14 protein-coding genes are annotated in these 18,255 nt (G+C 51.6%); 8 read left to right on the top strand and 6 right to left on the bottom strand.

Features of this window, described 5'->3' with window-relative positions:
• Positions 1-35 precede the first annotated feature (35 nt).
• Positions 36-1,610 carry a TIR domain-containing protein gene (locus tag ACOQPM_RS14860; protein ID WP_420630047.1) on the top strand — a complete coding sequence of 525 codons (1,575 nt, stop codon included), beginning with the start codon at positions 36-38 and terminating at the stop codon, positions 1,608-1,610.
• A gap of 220 nt (positions 1,611-1,830) precedes the next feature.
• Here ACOQPM_RS14860 and ACOQPM_RS14865 read toward each other — a convergent pair whose 3' ends face one another.
• The 5 genes from ACOQPM_RS14865 to queG form a co-directional block, all read right to left on the bottom strand.
• The gene (locus tag ACOQPM_RS14865; RefSeq protein WP_420630048.1) at positions 1,831-3,879 is read right to left on the bottom strand and encodes a S9 family peptidase; all 2,049 of its coding nucleotides are present in this window, start codon (positions 3,877-3,879) and stop codon (positions 1,831-1,833) included.
• 130 nt (positions 3,880-4,009) lie between these two features.
• Positions 4,010-4,858: a dTDP-4-dehydrorhamnose reductase gene (rfbD, locus tag ACOQPM_RS14870; RefSeq protein WP_420630049.1), complete on the bottom strand. Its 849-nt coding sequence runs from the start codon at positions 4,856-4,858 to the stop codon at positions 4,010-4,012.
• A gap of 94 nt (positions 4,859-4,952) precedes the next feature.
• Complete coding sequence (locus ACOQPM_RS14875) at positions 4,953-5,798, bottom strand: bifunctional transcriptional activator/DNA repair enzyme AdaA (RefSeq protein WP_420630050.1); 846 nt, start codon at positions 5,796-5,798, stop codon at positions 4,953-4,955.
• 405 nt (positions 5,799-6,203) lie between these two features.
• Entirely contained in the window at positions 6,204-6,836 is a 633-nt protein-coding gene (locus tag ACOQPM_RS14880) for a hypothetical protein (RefSeq protein ID WP_420630051.1), read from the bottom strand.
• Positions 6,837-6,981: 145 nt separating this feature from the next.
• A complete protein-coding gene (gene queG, locus ACOQPM_RS14885) occupies positions 6,982-8,142 on the bottom strand; it encodes a tRNA epoxyqueuosine(34) reductase QueG (protein WP_420630052.1) in 1,161 nt (386 codons plus the stop codon).
• 214 nt (positions 8,143-8,356) lie between these two features.
• On the opposite strand from queG, the gene ACOQPM_RS14890 reads away from it, so the two are divergent.
• From ACOQPM_RS14890 to ACOQPM_RS14915, 6 genes are all read left to right on the top strand, one after another.
• Positions 8,357-8,704 (top strand): STAS domain-containing protein, encoded by a 348-nt coding sequence (locus ACOQPM_RS14890; RefSeq protein ID WP_420630053.1) that lies wholly within the window; start codon positions 8,357-8,359, stop codon positions 8,702-8,704.
• 71 nt (positions 8,705-8,775) lie between these two features.
• Complete coding sequence (locus ACOQPM_RS14895) at positions 8,776-9,219, top strand: ATP-binding protein (protein ID WP_420630054.1); 444 nt, start codon at positions 8,776-8,778, stop codon at positions 9,217-9,219.
• Positions 9,216-9,560 (top strand): STAS domain-containing protein, encoded by a 345-nt coding sequence (locus ACOQPM_RS14900; protein WP_420630055.1) that lies wholly within the window; start codon positions 9,216-9,218, stop codon positions 9,558-9,560. Before ACOQPM_RS14895 ends, ACOQPM_RS14900 begins: the two co-directional genes overlap by 4 nt.
• Positions 9,561-9,643: 83 nt before the next feature.
• The gene (locus tag ACOQPM_RS14905) at positions 9,644-12,592 is read left to right on the top strand and encodes a SpoIIE family protein phosphatase (protein WP_420630056.1); all 2,949 of its coding nucleotides are present in this window, start codon (positions 9,644-9,646) and stop codon (positions 12,590-12,592) included.
• 110 nt (positions 12,593-12,702) lie between these two features.
• Entirely contained in the window at positions 12,703-13,506 is an 804-nt protein-coding gene (locus tag ACOQPM_RS14910) for a TIGR00730 family Rossman fold protein (protein ID WP_420630057.1), read from the top strand.
• A 174-nt stretch (positions 13,507-13,680) separates the two neighbouring features.
• A complete protein-coding gene (locus ACOQPM_RS14915; protein WP_420630058.1) occupies positions 13,681-16,128 on the top strand; it encodes a serine/threonine protein kinase in 2,448 nt (815 codons plus the stop codon).
• Between the two features lie 63 nt (positions 16,129-16,191).
• On the opposite strand, the gene trmD is transcribed toward ACOQPM_RS14915, so the two are convergent.
• Positions 16,192-16,968, bottom strand: coding sequence for a tRNA (guanosine(37)-N1)-methyltransferase TrmD (trmD, locus tag ACOQPM_RS14920; RefSeq protein ID WP_420630540.1), 777 nt, complete (start codon positions 16,966-16,968; stop codon positions 16,192-16,194).
• A gap of 107 nt (positions 16,969-17,075) precedes the next feature.
• On the opposite strand from trmD, the gene ACOQPM_RS14925 reads away from it, so the two are divergent.
• Positions 17,076-18,230, top strand: coding sequence for an acyl-CoA dehydrogenase family protein (locus ACOQPM_RS14925; protein ID WP_420630059.1), 1,155 nt, complete (start codon positions 17,076-17,078; stop codon positions 18,228-18,230).
• The last annotated feature ends 25 nt before the right edge of the window (positions 18,231-18,255 follow it).

Below are 18,255 nucleotides of genomic sequence, written 5' to 3' on the forward strand. Positions count from 1 at the left end.
GGTGTCCGATAAACAAACCAACCAACCGCAGTCCTATGAGTGAACAAATTCACGTCCGTGCCCGAAAATTTTTGCAAGAATTCTTTAGCGATGAAGAGTTGACCAATTTTTGCTTTGATTATTTTCCTCAAGTTTACAATGATTTCACAACGGGAATGCCCAGAAGCCAAAAGGTGCGGATGGTAGTGGAAAACAGCCAGCGGCGCGGCCGTTTTGATGAACTGCTGGCGGCTTTAGAGCGAGAACGCCCCAAAAGTTACCCAGACCATTTTGCAGAGCAGCCCCAGCAAATTGACCCGAAACCCAAACCCGCAGAAACAATTGAACGCAACCCGCGCCAAATATTTATTAGCCATGCCCACCAGGATGCCGCATTTGCCCAGAAATTGGCATCCGATTTGCAAGCCAACGGTTGGCAAACCTGGATGGCACCTGACAACATTCGACCCGGGGAAAAATGGGTGGAGGCGATAAACCGGGGATTGTCTGAGAGTGGTGTGTTTGTTTTGCTGCTGACTCCAGACGCAGTTGCTTCTCGCTGGGTGACAAGTGAGATGAACGTGGCCATTGGCATGGAACACCGTGAAGAGATGCGGTTGCTGCCCTTGAATGTAAAATCTGCGGCTACACCTGCACTTTGGCAGGCGTACCAGTGGATTCGGTTTGATGGAAATTATGATGCTAGTTTAGCTGCCATTCTTAGTGAATTAGACCACTACAAAAAAAACGAGAAGCAAGGAACTCAATCCAAAGCACAAGGAAAACAAGAAGAGCAAATATTGAATGTAGATTCGGCCAGACCCTCAACAATTCAGTTAAAAAATACACTTAGCCAACCACAAACCTTAGGTGAGAAAATCAGAGCAATACCAAGACAGGTGTTGTACGGTGTTGGCGGGCTTATTCTTATCGTTTTAGTCGTTGGACTTTGGCTAGAATCAAATAGCCGTCCGGAACTGGAACCAACTGAGGTTGCTGAAATGGCAGTTGCTAATAATGAAGAGTTGGAGGTGGAAGAAACACCAAAACCTACAGGGAGTTCAACACCTACTAACGAGCCGACAAGTGGTTCCGTTGTTTCAGAAACTACCTCTGAGTCGCCCACTGGTGTCAACTTATGCTTAAACACCTTTGCCGATGACAATGACAATGGCCAATATGAAGTTGGTGAGGGCTTTATAGGCCAGGTATCCTTCCGCGTGACAAAAAACAGTCAAGTGGTAGGGCAAGCCGTGTCCAGCGGTGGCGATGAGCCTGTCTGCTTTGATAAGTTAGAGCCAGGTGATTACCAGATCGAGCAGATTGTACCTGAGTGGTTAGTGATGACCACCGCAGCCAATATTAGTGTAACCTTGGTTGAAGGGGAAACAATCGGGGTGCTGTTTGGCAGCCGCTTTCGCTTAGAAGATGAAGAAATAGATAGTGTTACCGATGTGCAAGAGACAGCAGCTTTGGAAACTGCGACTTTAGAAAGTGGCGTAGAAGATTCCACTATCTCACCAGATAAGGAGAGTGGTTTTTCCCTCAAAAATAGCTTGTTTATCCCGATAGTTGTAGTTGTTGTTATCCTAGGCACGAGTCTTTATGTGAAGCTGCGCAAGATTGCGTAATTTACATGGACTCAATTTGGTAAGTTTACGAACAAATTATTGGATCAGGACTTGAAAGTTTACACGACTCAGTAGAAGCTAACCAACACTTTCATACATATCCAGCCTTGAAATGTATCTTTGGTCGCAAACGCTATGCCCAGTAATCGGTTATTTGTAAGAAGCCTGATGGCTATATAGTTAAAGTATTGTCCTAAGAACAAAGTAATGGCCGAACGTCTTACACTTGCCCGATGATACCGAGGATGAAAGCATAGTCAAAGGCGATGTCACGTAGGTAGTCGTAACGGCCGCTTGATGCGAAATGACCCGCGCCCATGTGGGTTTTGAGCAGGAGGAGGTTGTCATCGGTTTTAAGGGCGCGGAGCTTGGCGATCCATTTGGCGGGTTCCCAATATTGCACGCGCGGGTCGTTTAGCCCGGCGGTGATGAGGATGTGGGGATATGCTTGGGCCGTCGTGTTGTCGTAGGGGGAGTAGGAGAGCATGTAGTTGTAATATTTTTCCTCTTTGGGATTGCCCCACTCCTCAAATTCGCCCACGGTAAGCGGGATCGATTCGTCTAGCATGGTAGAGACGACATCCACGAAGGGGACGCCCGCCACGACCACTTTGAACAGTTCGGGAGCCATCACCGTGACTGCTCCCATGAGCAGGCCGCCAGCGGAACGGCCGTTCACAGCCAACTTCTCCCTATTCGTATATTTTTCATTAATCAGGTGCCGTGCACAGGCAATAAAATCAGTGAATGTATTCTTTTTGTGCAGCCATTTGCCCTGGTCATACCAGTGCCGCCCCATCTCCTTGCCGCCGCGAATGTGGGCGATGGCATAGACAAAGCCGCGATCAATCAGGCTGAGCCGCTTTTGGTCGAAGCTGGGGGACATGCTGGCCCCGTACGAGCCGTAGCCGTACAGCAGGCAGGGATTGCTGCCGTCGCGCACTAGCCCCTTGCGATAAACGAGTGAAATCGGCACTTGGGTGCCATCCGGCGCGGTGGCAAAAGTGCGTTCCGATTGGTAATTGGCCGGGTCGTAGCCGCCCAGGACAGGGAGCTGCTTGATTGTGTGCCATTCCAGCGTGTTCATGTCTAGCTCCACGGTGGTGTCGGCGGTGGTGAGCGAGGTGTAGACAAAGCGCAGCCGATCCGTCACAAATTCGGGATTGTTGCTCCCCTCGACGGCGTAGACGGGTTCGGGGAAGGTGACGGCTTGGTGGCTGTCGCTGTTGAAGTTGTGAATGTCGAGGGTGTGGAGTCCGTTGAAACGGCCGTAAACTACCAAATGATCCGCAAACACATCCACATTTTCCAGCAGCTTGTCTGGGTTGTGGGGGATGAATGTTTGCCAATGTTCGGGGGATGGGTTGGCAACGGCCGTAATCATTAGCTTGTTGTTGGGTGCATCCTCATTGGACAAGATGAAAAATTCACCCTGATGGTGGTTGAGGAAGTAACGCCAGCCCCGTTTGCGAGGCGCTAGCAGCCCGAAATCGCCGCCTGGGATGTTTGCGTCCAGAAAATGTTGCTCGGTGGTTTCCATGCTGGCGGAGGTGATGACAAGGTAGGCATCGTCCCGCGTTTTGTGCAGATAGGCATTGAACAGCTCATCCGGCTCGTGGTACACCTCCACATCCTCGCTGGCTTCGGTGCCCAATGTGTGGCGGAAGATTTTGTAGCTACGCCAGGCATCATCTTGCTTGCTGTAGAAGAGGTTTTGGTTGTCGTTGGCCCATTCTACAGAGTAAAAGGTGTCTGGAACGACATCCGTCAGCATTTCACCCGTGGTTAAATCCTTCACGACGAGGATGTACCGCTCGCCGCCGCTACTGTCTGTGGAGTAGGCGAGTAGCTGCTGGTTGGGGCTGACGGCAAAAATGCCCAGCCGGAAGTAGCTGCTTTCGGCGGCCAGCACGTTTTCATCGAGCAAAATCTCTTCGGGTGCGTCCAGCGAGCCATGTTTGCGGCAGTGGATTTGGTACTGCTTGCCCGCCTCGGTGCGGCTGTAGTAGTAAAAGTCACCTTTTTTCACTGGGGCTGTGCTGTCGGTTTCTTGAATGCGGCCGACCATTTCCTCATACAGCTCTTCTTGCAGCGGTCTGGTGTGGGCCATCATCGCCTCGGTGTAGGCGTTTTCGGCTTCCAGGTAGGCGATTACTTCGGGATTTTCTTTTTCGCGCAGCCAGAAGTAGTTATCAATGCGGCTGTGTCCGTGTAAGGTCAGTTCTTTTGGTTTAACGGCGGCGATGGGGGGTGTGGGCTTTGAGTTCATAGGTTTTCCTCAAGTGGAAGTGTGGTTTTGAATATGAACATTAGGAACACAGAGCTAAACGGAGTTACACAGAGGTTTTCTCTGTGGAACTCTGTGACTTCTCCGTGTGTCTCTGTGTTCCAAAAAAATGTTAACTGGCAAGCTGATTCGTGTCTTGCATATATTCTTCAAGGGCTTCTTGCCACGGCCGTAACTCAATGCCGATGGCTTTCCCAGCAATGTTGTGAATGGTGCCAAAGGGTGGGGGTGTGGACGGCCGTTTGAATTCCTTGCCTAAAATGGGGGTGTTTACCACATCGGTCAGCCCCGCTAGCCGCAAAATCTCGTTGGCAAATTCCCAGCGGGAGCAGCTGCCCGAATTCACAAAATGGTAGATGCCGTACATCTCTGTCTCGATGAGTTTGCCGATAGCCTGGGCGTGGTCTTTGGCATAGGTGGGGTTGCCAATCTCGTCGGTGACGACGCGGAGTTGCCCGGTGCTGCGGGCGCGATCCAAAATGGCATGGATGAAGTTACGGCCGTGCGGCGCATAGAGCCAGGCGGGTCGCACAATGTAGAAGTTCGACAAGATATTTTTCACATGGACTTCGGCGGCGGCTTTGGAACGGCCGTACGGATTCACGGCACTCAGCGGCATCCATTCCTCATACCCGGCGGGATTGTCTCCAGCAAATACCTCATTCGTGCTGATGTGCAGCATCGTCGCGCCAAACTCGCGGCAGGCAAGCGCCACATTTTGCGTGCCGAGGCCATTTACTTTGTACGCCAATGCGGGGTCTTTGGCACAGCCATCCACATTGGTGTAGGCAGCGCAGTGGATGATGAGGTTGGGCCTGCTGTCGGAAACGTTGGCAAACAGTGCTTCTCGATCAGTTATGTCAACTTCTGGCAAATCAATGGGGAACAGATCATGTTGGGTGAGTTCCGTTTGCAGCGCGGTTCCCAACTGCCCCGCACCGCCGGTGATTAGAATTCTCATGGCGAGAATTATACCCCTGTGGGCAGTAATCGGTAAACAGTAGGTCAGTAATCAGTTATCGGGCTTTACTGAATACCGACCTACTTATAACTGCTTACTGAAAACGGGCTGCTTCCCATCCCAAAATCGCCTTCTTGCGGCTGCTGCCCCAGCGGTAGTGGCCGAGGCCGCCCGCTTGCTTGATAACACGGTGGCAGGGGATGAGGTAGCCAATTGGGTTGCTGCCTGTTGCCGTGCCCACGGCGCGAGACGCCTTGGGGTTGCCGATCAGTTGGGCGACAGTGCCGTAGGAAACGGCCGTTCCCACCGGAATCTTGAGCAACGCTTGCCACACCTGAATTTGGAAGTTGGTGCCTTTGAGGTAGAGGGGGAGAGACGGCCGTTCCCTGGCCTCGCGCAAGTTGAAGATAGGATTGATAAACGGCCGTGTTGCTGCATCATCTTCTACAAACTGTGCCTGCGGCCAGCTTGCTTTTAGCTCTGCTAGCGTTGCCTCGCGGTCACCATCGGCCACAAATTGCAGGCCACAGATGCCTCGCTCAGTCAGCGCAATCAAGCATTCGCCAAAGGGAGAGTCATGGAAGCCATATTGAATGGTGAGACCAGCTCCTTTTTGCTTGAATTCACCGGGAGTGATGGCTTCATGCGTCACAAACAAGTCGTGCAGACGGCTGGGGCTAGAGAGACCTGTGTCAAACGTTGTTTCCAAGATGGATTGGGACGCTGCTAGCAGCATTTTGGCATGTTGAATAGTGAGGAATTGCAAAAAGCGTTTGGGGCTGGTGCCTGCCCAGCGGCTAAACAGGCGTTGGAAATGGTAGTCGCTCAGACCCACATGCGCGGCAATCTCGGCCAGCGTGGGTTGGTCTTGGAAATTTTGTTCAAGGTAGTGGATGGCGGCTTCGATACGGCCGTAATCTTCTGAAAGTTCAGCAAACATGGATGATCCTCCAAAAATTAATCCGCAGATTACACAGATTAACGCAGATTTTGTTTTCTTGATTGATTTTTCTCATTTTAGAGAGGTTGAAGGAGTTTCTCCACCCATTTCTTGCTCAAATATCGGCTTTTATCCATGCGTTTCGTTCTTTATGAAGGTATTTTTGAGGATCAATATTTTTCCAGGTATCTTTGTGTAATCCAGCCATATAATGAACAGTATTTTGCGGATTTGGTTGCAAAATGAGGAGGTCGCCTTGTTTGCACAGCTACAGCTCATCGCCTGGATTTAGACTAAGCTGTTGGCAAATTTCACGCGGTAATGATATTTGGTGACGATGATTGAGTTTAAGGTTAGTTAGCTTATTCATGACACACTTGTTGTGATTTTGGATCGTCAATCATGCTATCTTCTCAGAAATTGTAAATACCCAATTGTGGTTAAATCAACTGTGGGCATTAAGAAACACGACAGGAATGCTGGATTGCCAAAAGACATAGAAAATATTATTAAAAAACTCAGCATTATCCAAATAGCAGTTTTACCCGCTTTAAGATATCGATAAGAAATGACAACCGAACTGTAAAAGACGCAGATAATAGCTAATAGAGCAATGCTGCCTTGAAGATTTGGTGGTGTTTCAACAAGATAAAATGAATACATTACCAGACTCCAGGACAAAAGGATAATGATGAGAGCGAAGATTGCCCGTTGATTTTTCCTCAGCTTCTTTTTTATTTCTCTCCATTCATTTGGTAGGCTGGAAGGTTTAGTAGTCTTTGATGATGATGTTGATATAGTTTTGGAGACGGTCTTAAATCTTTGCCACGGAACATTTGGTCGTTCCTCAGATAAAGAATTCACCAATCTAGTCATTTCGTTCCTTCGTTGAAACAATGAAATAAGCTCTCTGATTTTTGCAATTTTTCCGCGACCTGGTAATGAATCAAAATCAATGCCCAAATCGAAACAGATTGTCCGAACTTCTTCTTCGCTAAACAAATCATCTATTAATTGGATAAATTGTTTTGGACTCATTTTGGCACTTTCTCAGTCAACAATTTTGAGATTTCATAGTTGTACGGTTTGTCTGTAGAAAATCAGATTTTTCTGGCAGATTTGATAATATTAGCATTTTATCGACAAATCTTGTAGTCATCACTGATTGCTACTTGATAAATTTTTAATGAAGTTCTTGCAAAACGGCCGTATCCCCCTCCACATCCCTCAAATCCTCCAAAGCCACCCGCGCCGCTTTGCCGCCAATTTGCTGCAATGTCCACACTGCATGGCCGCGAATCATCGGTTCGGGGTCGGTGAGGAGATTGATGAGGGCGGGAACGGCCGTTTCACTGCCCCAATTTCCTGCCGCCACGCACGCATTCCGTACCAGCCCGGTGCGCTTGATGCGCTTGATGGGGCTGTGAGCAAACTGTTCGGTAAAGCTTACCTCGTCCAGAGCGAGTAATTCCAGCAGCGGCGGCGCGACGCTGTTCCACTGATGTTGTGGATAAAAGGCAGATTCTTGCGTAGGCAGGGCGAAGCGGTTGAAGGGGCACACAATTTGACAAATATCACAGCCGTAGACCCAGTTGCCCAGCAACGGCCGTAACTCCCGCGGAATCCACCCTTTTAGCTCAATGGTCAGGTAAGAGATGCAGCGACGGGCGTCCAGCACGTATGGTTCCGGGAAGGCATTGGTGGGGCAAGCATCCAGGCAACGGCGGCAACTGCCGCAAGAGGGCATGGAAGAGACTGGAGACTGGAGATTGGAGGTTGATTCTGTCTCCAGTCTCCAGTCTCTAATCTCCAGCGTCGTCAAAATCTCCCCCAGAAAGAAAAAGGAGCCGCGCCGGGGAGCAATCAGCATCGTGTTTTTGCCAGTGAATCCGAGACCGGCGGCAGCGGCGTGGTCGCGCTCTAAAATGGCACCCGTGTCTACATACACTTTGGTCGCCACGTTGCTGCTACCGCTTTGCGCTTTGAGCCAAGTGGCTAGCTCTTCAAGGCGAGGCGTCATCACGTCGTGGTAATCGGCTTGCCAGGCGTAGTTGGAAATTCTGCCTCGGCTGGGGTCGTTGGCAATGGCGAGAGGCACAGACACTGTGCTGTACTCTAGCCCAACACAGATAATCGTTTGCACGCCGGGCAGGATGACGTTGAGGTCTTGCCGCCGGGCCAGCCGGTCTGGTCGGGCAAGGTAGCCCATCTCGCCGTGCATTTCGGCATCAATCCAATGCAGGTAAGCATGGAGGTTGGGGCTAGGAACGGCCGTAACCACCCCCACCATGTTAAACCCCAACGCCTGTGCTCTCTGTTCCAAATTCTCAACTAAACTAGCCATCACCCAATCGTAATTCGCCACTCAATAATCGTCAATCGCCATAATTTGCAAATGCGTTATAATTTTCTTAGGATTTTTACCGACTGGTACAGTCCGGCGGAAATCCGTATAAAGTTATTATGTTGAGTGCGCCGGACTGTTTAAGTATTGCGATTGACATAATAACACATTCCACATTTGCAAATCGCAATACTAGACGAAGGAGGAATTAGGCATGAGCGATGCAGCAATGAATTTCAGTGTAGAATCCTTAAAGCGGGTTGAGTTAGTCACCGTTGCAGGACGGGTGGACAGCAGCAACGCTGCACAGTTTGAAGGTGGCTTGAAAGAGCTAACGGGCAAAGGTCGTAATAACCTGGTGTTGAACCTGGCCGGGGTTACCTACATGAGCAGTGCCGGTTTACGCACTCTTGTTTCTACCCTTAAGGAATGTAAGCGTGGCGGCGGTGATGTTCGCCTGGCTTCTCCTTCAGAACGTGTATCTGAGGTGCTTTCCCTGGCTGGCTTAGACTCTTTGTTCAAAGTTTTTGAAGACGACACAGCAGCAGTTGGTAGCTTTTAGTTAACGTAGAGGCGTTGCATCGCAAAATACTGCCAAGCAACGCCTTTGCCTATGATTCATCTTTCCCTCACATGTCTGATAAACACGTCCAATCTTTCCCTGGACGTTACGAAGAAATAAAAAGAATTTGCCAATTCGTGGCAGATGGTGCTGCAGCTTCTGGGTTGGGCGAAGATGCCATTTTTCACATTGAGCTGGCCTGCGACGAAGCGTGTACCAACGTGATTGAGCACGCTTACGGTGGTGAAGATAAGGGTCAGATTCAGGTAAGCTGGCAATACAAAGATGGCGCTTTAATCATCACCATTCACGATAACGGCCGTACTTTTAACCCCGATGTAATCCCCAAACCTGCCTTACCCAAACTGCCCGACGATGCCAATCCGCCCGATATTGATGATGTAAAAGTGGGTGGTTTGGGTATTCACTTTATGGAGCAGTTGATGGATGATGTTGCATTTTCCTTTGATGAAGAGGAAGGCAACACATTGACATTGGTGAAGAAATCAAAATGAATATTTCGCAAGAACCAGTTGGGGAGAATATTTGGCTTGTGGGGGTCAGCGGCCGTCTCGACCAAACCCTCAACCCAGAGCTGGAACAGCAGCTAACAGCCTTGCTAAACAGCGGTAAAAGCAGATTGATTGTTGATCTGAGCCAGGCCAATTACATTAACAGCGGTGGCTTGCGAACGCTGGTAACCGGTTGGCGCAAAGCGCGTCAGCAAGAGGGGGATTTGGTATTGTGCGGACTGAACGGCCGTTTGCAAGAAATCTTTAGCATGGTGGGTTTCGACCAGCTCTTCCAAATCTATGTAAGCCGTCAGGCAGCCCAAGACAGCTTGGATAGTCGTTAAAACCACCAAAATTTGCCGCCACTTTTTTATTGCCTATTGCCTAGTTAGAATTTGGTTACGCAATACGCAATACGCAATATTTGATGCCAATCATACCCATGCAGGCAGCCATTTTCGCCCAAACAGCAGACGGTCTTTCGTGGCCGTCTATTTCATTTGCGCTGTTGGTTGGCGCCTTGGCACTTTCTGCCTACATCTTGCTGCGCCGCTATCGCTCTCGCCAACTACTCATCCAGCGCGTTGCCGAGCTAGAAGCCCTTAGCGATGCGGGACGCGCCCTGGTTGCCGCCCAGCTAGACGTGGATGCCCTGGCTGAACTCATCGCCAACGAAGCGGGGCAGGTCATTGATAACCGGACTTTTCAGGTGGGGCTGTTTGAGGATACCGATTACCACATTTTGTATTGGACGATTCGCAGCAAACGGCAGGAAACACCCTGCACTTTCGATCTGCGCGAAGGAGGTGGTATCATTAGCTGGGTACGCACAGCCAAACACCCTTTACTCGTGCGTGATTTTGAGCGGGAGCTAGACAAATTGCCTGCTCGCCCCCGTTACATCAGCAATTCGCCCCCACGTTCGGCCATCTTCATTCCCTTAATTAGTGGCAACGACACCATTGGTATTGTAGCTGCTCAAAGCGGCCAGCCTAGCCGCTTTAATGAGGAAGATTTGCGCCGCCTTACCATTTTGGCCAACCAGGCGGCAGCGGCCATTGCCCACGCCCAGCTTTTTGCACAGGAACGTCGCCGCGCTGCCCATTTGGAGTTGGTAGGGCAGATTGGGTTAGAAATCAGTAAGGTGCAAAATCAGGATGAGATTTTTAGCCGCGTGGTGGAGCTCACGCAGGAAACGTTCGATTTTCATTTAGTTTCAATTTTTTGCATTGACCCAGTAACAAGCGAGATAATGATTCAGGCAAGCAGTGGCCTAGAGGTATTCACCGAAAATTGGCGCGTTCAGCCAGGGCTAGGTTTGATTGGCACGGCCGTTTCCACCCAGCAAACGATCATCAGCAACAATACCAGCGAAGATGAGTTGTTTATAGCCAAAGACAATCCATTAGAAAATAGCACACTCTCAGAGATGGCATTGCCGCTCATTGTGGATGGCGAGGTGGTAGGCGTGCTGGATGTGCAAAGTCCTAAGGCTGGTGTCTTCACCCGCATAGAGAAGATGACGCTGGAAGCCCTTGCCTCCGAAGTTGCCATCTCCATCAGCAAGTTGCGACAACTGGCCCGCCAGCGGGAGCAAGCTTGGCTGACCACTGCCCAACTTCAGGTGGCAGAGGCCGTCAGCCGCAGCACGGATTTGGAAGAGATTCTCGCCGCTGTCAGCCGTCTCACCACAATGCTGGCAGGCGTGCCATTTTGTGTCATTTTGTTGTGGGATGAGGAAACGGCCATTTATCGTTGCAGCCACAGCATCGGGTTTACGCCAGAAGGGGATGCCCTCATTCAGCAATTGCGCCTGAAAATTGGGGATTGGCCCGCGCTGGATGCTGTGCACGTAGGCCAAGAGCAGCTTACGACCAAAAAAGTGCCTACTTGGCTGCACCGTCTAGAAGATGACCAGCCACCGCCACAGAAGCTCCTGCTGCTGCCCGTTAACACTCTTAATGAGATGATGGGTGTTATGGTGGTGAGCAATGATGACACTCCCCGTGATCATGCCGACGTGCTACAAACGCCAGGCCGTCGGGCAGAGCTACTAGACAGCATTAGCCAACAGCTAGCCCGTGGCCTGGAAAATTGGCATCTTCGCAATGCCCAGCAAGAAGAAGCGTGGGTCAATACCGCACTGTTTCAGGTGGCTGCAGCCGTCAACAGTCTTATTGATCTAAACGAAATTCTGGACACCATCGCTCGCCTGGTACCCATGCTGGTTGGTGTGGAAAGCTGCATCATTCTCATCTGGGACGAGGAACGCCAGCAGTTTTCGCCTGGCCCCAGCTTTGGCATCAATGAGATGGGGCGGGGATTGTTGGAGACGCTAGCGCTGGATCAGCAGGAATTTGATGACATTACGCCCAAGCTGGCCGATTCACTCTCGCCAACTGGCACATACTACATCATTCAACTGCCGCCCTGGTTGGAAAAAGTGCTTGGCACCCAGCAGGCGTTTGGCTTTCCGCTGAATGCACGGGGGCAGCTCGTGGGGGCAATGGTGATCGGTTCGCTAATGGAAAACGGCCGTTCCCTCACCAACCGCCGCCTCAATATTCTCACAGGCATCGCGCATCAGGCAGCAACGGCCGTTGTCAATCACCATCTCTACCAGGAAGCCGCCGAGCGCAACCGGCTAGAGCGTGAGCTAGACGTTGCCCGCGAAATTCAGGCCAGCCTCATCCCTGATGGCAACCCAGATATCCCCGGCTGCACCGTTGCCAGCTATTGGCAAGCTGCCCGCCAGGTCAGTGGCGATTTCTACGATTTCTTTACCCTGCGGGATGGCAGTTGGGGCATCGTTGTTGCCGATGTAGCCGATAAGGGCATTCCAGCAGCGCTGTTTATGGCGCTGTGCCGCACCATTTTGCGGGCTGTGGCCATTAACCGGGGTGATCCGGCCGAAGCCCTGCGCCGTGCCAACGAAATCATTGATCAGGATACGCAATCCGATCTGTTTGTCACCATCTTTTACGCCATCTGGCAGCCAGAACTGGGGCAGATTAGCTACGCCAACGCAGGCCACAATCCGCCTCTGCTGCTGCGCCAAAATGGCAGCAGCGCGCTCCTCACCGACCACGGCATGGCTTTGGGAGTACTGCCAGATATTGATTTTCAAACATACACCATCCCGTTTTTGCCAGGAGACACCCTGCTGCTTTATACCGATGGGGTCACCGAGGCAATGAACGAAGATTTGGATGAATTTGGGCTGAAACGTCTGGAACAAGCCGCCAAATTGTTGCATCATCGAGATGCCACCCAGATTGCCCACAGTATCACCAGCGCCATTCAACATCATGCTGGCAACACCCCCCAGTTTGATGATGTAACGTTAGTTGTGGTAAAACGAGATGGAAACAGGTAGGGGCGAGGCAGGTGGAAAGTAAGATCGATTAGCAAAGAATCTAGCACCACCTGCCTCGCCCAATAATGTAAGAAGAGTCGCACTTCTGAGACAAGTAAAAAGTGAGAGAGATGAGCGAAAATAAAAACAAAATTGATAATCCAAATATTAACCGAGCGGCGCGGATGGGTCGCCGCACAGAAGATGAGCGGCTGCTAGCTGGCCCAGCACTGGGCGAGACGCCCTTCTACAAAACCGACACTTGGCGCGTTATGCGGATCATGGGTGAGTTTGTAGAGGGATTTGATGCGCTGGCAGAGTTGGGTACGGCCGTTACCATCTTTGGCTCGGCGCGTACAAAACCGGGAGATGCGGAATATGAAACGGCCGTGTCCGTTGCCAAAACGCTGGGCGAAGCCGGCTTCAACATCATCACCGGCGGCGGGCCAGGCATTATGGAAGCAGGCAACAAAGGAGCTAAACTTGCAGGTGTGCAGTCCGTTGGTTTGAATATTGAACTGCCGTTCGAGCAGCATCTTAACCCGCACGTTGATTTGTCCATTGACTTCCGCTACTTTTTCACCCGCAAAGTGATGCTGGTGAAATATGCTCAGGCGTTTGTCATTTTCCCCGGCGGCTTTGGCACGATGGATGAGCTGTTTGAGTCGTTGACCCTCATTCAAACCGGCAAGGTCCAAAATTTCCCAGTTGTGTTGTTCGACACCAGCTATTGGAGCGGATTGGTTGATTGGCTGAAAAACAGCATGTTGGCTGGTGGCAAAATCTCGCCAGAAGATTTGGATTTACTCATCCTGACAGATTCTGCTGAGGAAGCGCGGGATGCCATTTTGCGCTGCTTGCAAGACCAGGCATGGCGGTTGCAGCAAGAAGAAGGTGCCAGAAACGTGGCCCGGCGGGCTTACGGCAACAAATAAACCAAAATTTACGGCCGTTTCATTCATTTTTGACCAAAATATTGTAAATTAGGCTATTGTAATTTCTTGCTTAAACTAATACTCTATAGGGTAACTGGACAAGGTGGGAACAATTTGTCCGTCGTTGACGTTATCCAGTGAATTCTATCAACCTCATCAATAATAAAAATCATTATGACTCCAGATAAAATTGGCCGTTATGAAATAAAGCAAGAGATTGGGCGCGGCGGTATGGCAACCGTCTATGAAGCGTACGATCCCCGGTTTGAACGCACAGTGGCATTGAAGATGCTCCCCCGCGAATTTATGCACGAGGCAGAGTTCCGGGCGCGATTTACCCGCGAGGCGCGCACCATTGCCACGCTGGAGCATCCAGCTATTGTGCCCGTGTATGATTTTGGCGAAGAAGATGGCCAGCCTTTCCTGGTGATGCGCCTGATGACGGGTGGTTCGCTATCGGATCGCTTGGCAGAGGGGCCGATTCCGATTGATGAAGCGGCCGTTATTCTCAAGCGTCTTGGTTCGGCATTGGATCGCGCACACAAAATGGGCATCATTCATCGAGACCTCAAGCCCAGCAATGTCCTTTTTGACCAGTATGGCGATGCGTTTTTGGCCGATTTTGGCATTGTGCATGTTTCCTCGTCTACTAATGCGCTTACCGCCAGCGGCAGTTTGGTGGGCACACCCACCTACATGAGTCCAGAACAGGTATATGGCGACAAACAGCTAGACGGCCGTTCCGACATTTACGCACTTGGGGTCATCCTCTTCCAAATGCTCACCGGCAACACCCCCTTTGATGCCGACACGCCTGCCCGCATGATGATGAAGCATGTGATGGATCCCGTGCCGGAAATTTTGACGATGCGACCCGATTTGCCTCCCGCCTGCAACGAAATTATCAGCAAGGCGATGGCCAAAGAGCGGGATGAGCGCTTTGCTTCTGCTACCGATTTGTCTTCGGCACTGACCGCCATCACGGAACGCGGCCTGGAAAAACCTACTTTAGACAAGCTGGAGGACGAACTCAGCGAAATGAAGGCAGAGCTGATGGAGGAGATACCTCCGCCTGTGACGCCCGCTCGCACAACGGCCGTTCCGCTAGATACCGCCACTACCGCTCCAGAAGTGCCACCACCGCCCCCACCAGCTACTGAGGCAGCGGAGCCAGTTAGTTTCCCCACGCCAACACCTGCACCGCAAGCCCAAGCTGGCAGTGGCGGCGTACCCAAGTGGATTTGGGGCGTCGCTGCGGTTGTGGTTTTGCTTTGCATTGGTGGCGGTATTGCTGCCTTTTCCTTGTTTTCTGACGACGGATTTGCGCTGTTTGGCGATGACCCGACCAGCACACCGCGCCCAGATGAGGATGAGGAAGAAGATGAGGTGGATGACGAAGCAACGGCCGAAGCGATTGCCGCCCGTGAAACCGAAGAAGCGGTTCCGACGCCAACTGAGATACCAACAGAAGCTCCTACGGAAACGGCCGTACCGCCAACCAATACGGCCGTGCCCCCAACCCACACCCCCACGCCAGATGCAGTTGCCACCCGCATAAGTGCAGAAGCAACCCGCGAGGCGGCTGCTAGTCCCACCCCGCCGCCTCCTCCACCCCCACCAAGTGGAAGCCTAGAACCCATCTTTGGTCCTGTAGATGACACCATCCCGCATGACAATGATGAATTCCTGGAATCCTTGTATGCGGGTGCCTCGCCAGCCAACTTCGTCATGCGTACAGAAATCATGAACCCCTATGGGCCAGGCACAGGTAGCTGGGATTTTGGCCTCATTTTCCGGCAGCGGGAAGTAGATGATGAACTACGACTTGTCGTACGTTCTGATGGTTTGTGGACGCTCAACGACCGCACACCGGGGACAAACAACATTTTGCAGGAAGGGGATGCTTTGCCTTATCTCAATCTGAATAGCGGCGACTCCAACATCTTTGAGCTAATTGCCGTTGGAGACTTTGGGTTCTTTTTCCTGAATGAGATATTGGTTGCTCAATTAGATCTTTCTTCGCGTGATAATCCAGGCGATATGGCCTTAGGCACCGGTTTTTATAGCAGTAGTGAAATCGATGGCGAAGCGACGGATTTCTTTGACTTTACGCTTTGGCCTGTAGCACCTGTTTTTGGGCCGACAAGCGGCCGCCTTGTTCATGCGCTGGATGATTTAATCAAGCTGGAACCAGCCGATGTGGATCAGGTGAATTTTATTGTTGAAGCGATTTTTACGAATCCCTTTGCCGCCTCAGTAAACGGTTGGGATTATGGGTTTGCTCTACGCAGCAATGGTTCCTTCAAATATTGGCTGGTCGTAGCCTCTGAAGGCGATTGGCAATTGGCAGATAGGCAAGGCAGCGCCGATAACGAAGTGACGGTAGCAGAAGGTGAACTAACCAACCTGAACTTGGGTGCCAATGAGAAAAACCTGCTTCGTGTGGTTGTCTGGGGCAATGTTGGTTACTTCTTTGTCAATGACGTATTTGTTGCTGAGTTGGATCTATCTAGCAACCAGGATTCTGGCGATATTCAAGTATTTACTGCGTTTTACTTTGATCACGAAATTGAGGGCGAAGCAACGGAATTTGAGAACTTTACAATCATTCCGCTGCCGTAAATCGGTAACCTATAATCGGTAATCAGTGAACAGTTAACTGACTACCGACCTACTGAATACTGTTTACTGATCACTGGCCTCAGTGGCCAGTTTGCCTAAAAACCAACGGTCGTCTTCGCTGAGACCGGCAGTGAGCAGCAGATCGGGGCGGCGCTGCCAAGTGCGGCGCAGAGCTTCCTCTCGCCGCCAGCGAGAAATGTTCGCCGCGTGGCCAGAGCGCAATACTTCTGGCACAGACCAGTCGCGGAATGTTTCAGGGCGGGTGTAGTGGGGGCCTTCTAACAAGCCTGTGGCGTGACTATCTTCTTCAGCGGCGTCTTCTGCACCCAACACGCCAGGCAGAAGCCGAGCCACCGCATCCACCACCACCATTGCCGCCAGTTCCCCTCCAGTTAATACAAAGTCGCCAATCGAAATTTCATCTGTGACCAGATGTTGGCGTACACGTTCGTCTACGCCTTCGTAACGGCCGCATAGCAGCAATAGGCGTGGGTGTTGCACGAGTTCTTGAGCAACTTTTTGGGTAAACGGCCGTCCCTGCGGCGTTAGCAAAATGATGGGCAATCTCCAGTCGCTAGGTTCTAATCTCTGTTTTTCTGGAGACTGAAGATTGGAGACTAATGACTCTACGGCCGTAAAAATTGGCCCCGGCTTCAGCACCATGCCGCCGCCACCACCGTAGGGCGGCTCGTCCGTCACACGGTGTTTGCCGCTAGCGTAATCGCGCAGGTTGTGCAGATTGATGTGTAGCAAGCCGGCTGCCTGCGCCCGCTTGAGGATGCTTTCATTCAAGTACCCCGGAAACATCTCCGGGAAGAGCGTGAGGATGTCTATGTGCATGGCGGCAAGTATGGGATAGCGTGACGACTGTGTCAAGGGATTGTACGCGGTGGCGAGAGTTGTGGATTGTGGTTAGAATCAAATTTATGGAAAAAATGATGAATGACATGGAAAAATTAAATGAAAAGAATGTAGAAACGGCCGTTTCCCTGGCCACCACCCTCGCCCAACAGTTTGCCAGCCGTGCCGACGAAGCGGACAAAGCGGGCGTGCTACCCACTGAGGATGTGGCCGCACTGAAGGAATCTGGCTATTTAGGCATTAGCATACCGCGTGAATTTGGCGGCTATGGTCTGTCGCTGCGGGATTGCGTGGCGGCACAGTTGGCGTTGGCGCAGGGCAGCACTTCTACCGCCATTGTGGCGGGGATGCAGGTGCATATTTTTGGCCACCAGCGGGAAGTTCGCAGTTGGGATGAGGATTGGTATGCACAGTTTTGCCGCTTGGCGGCCAGTGGGTCGCTGTTCAACTCGGTTGCCAGCGAGCCAGCAATGGGTAGTCCTTCGCGCGGTGGGTTGCCAGCCACAACGGCCGTTCCCACACAAAATGGAGATGGGTGGGTTGTAAACGGCCGTAAAACCTGGTCCACGGGCGGCAAACACCTTACCCACATGCTCGTTCGCGTTGATTTGGAAGGTGAAGGGGCTGTCGTATTGGTGGAGCAGGAGATGCCCGGCGTTGAGTGGATCACCACTTGGAGCGATTCGCTCAGCCTGCGTGCCAGCGACAGTCACGATGTGGTTTTCACCAATGTTCATATTCCCAAAAATTATGTGGTTGAGCGTGGCGGACGCAAGCCAGAGCCAAACGTTTGGTTCCCAATGATTATGTCAACTATTTACTTGGGCGCAGCACTAGCTGCGCGTAATCGTGTTATCCAATTTGCGTTGGAGCGCGTGCCGACGGCTTTGGGCAAACCGATTGCCACGCTGCCCAAAATCCAGCGGCAAATTGGGGAAATTGACGTGGCTTTGCAGGCGGCGCGTTCGCTGCTGTTTGACGTGGCAGGTGAATGGACGGGCAACGATGCAGACCGTAAAAAGATGTCCGCCCGCATTGCCGCCGCTAAAACAATGGTGACGGAAACGGCCAACAAAGTGACCGACCAAGCCTTACGCATTGCCGGGGGCAGCAGCATCACCAAAGCCCTGCCGCTAGAGCGTTACTTCCGCGACGTGCGGGCTGGCTCCATGCAGCCCCCCTCCGGCGACACCGCGCTGGAAATGGTTGGCCGCGCCGCCATCGCCGAATTTGATGATTAGCCACAGAGAACACGGAGAGTTAAGA

This window comes from Candidatus Leptofilum sp., from assembly GCF_965223525.1.
GTDB lineage: Bacteria > Chloroflexota > Anaerolineae > Promineifilales > Promineifilaceae > Leptofilum.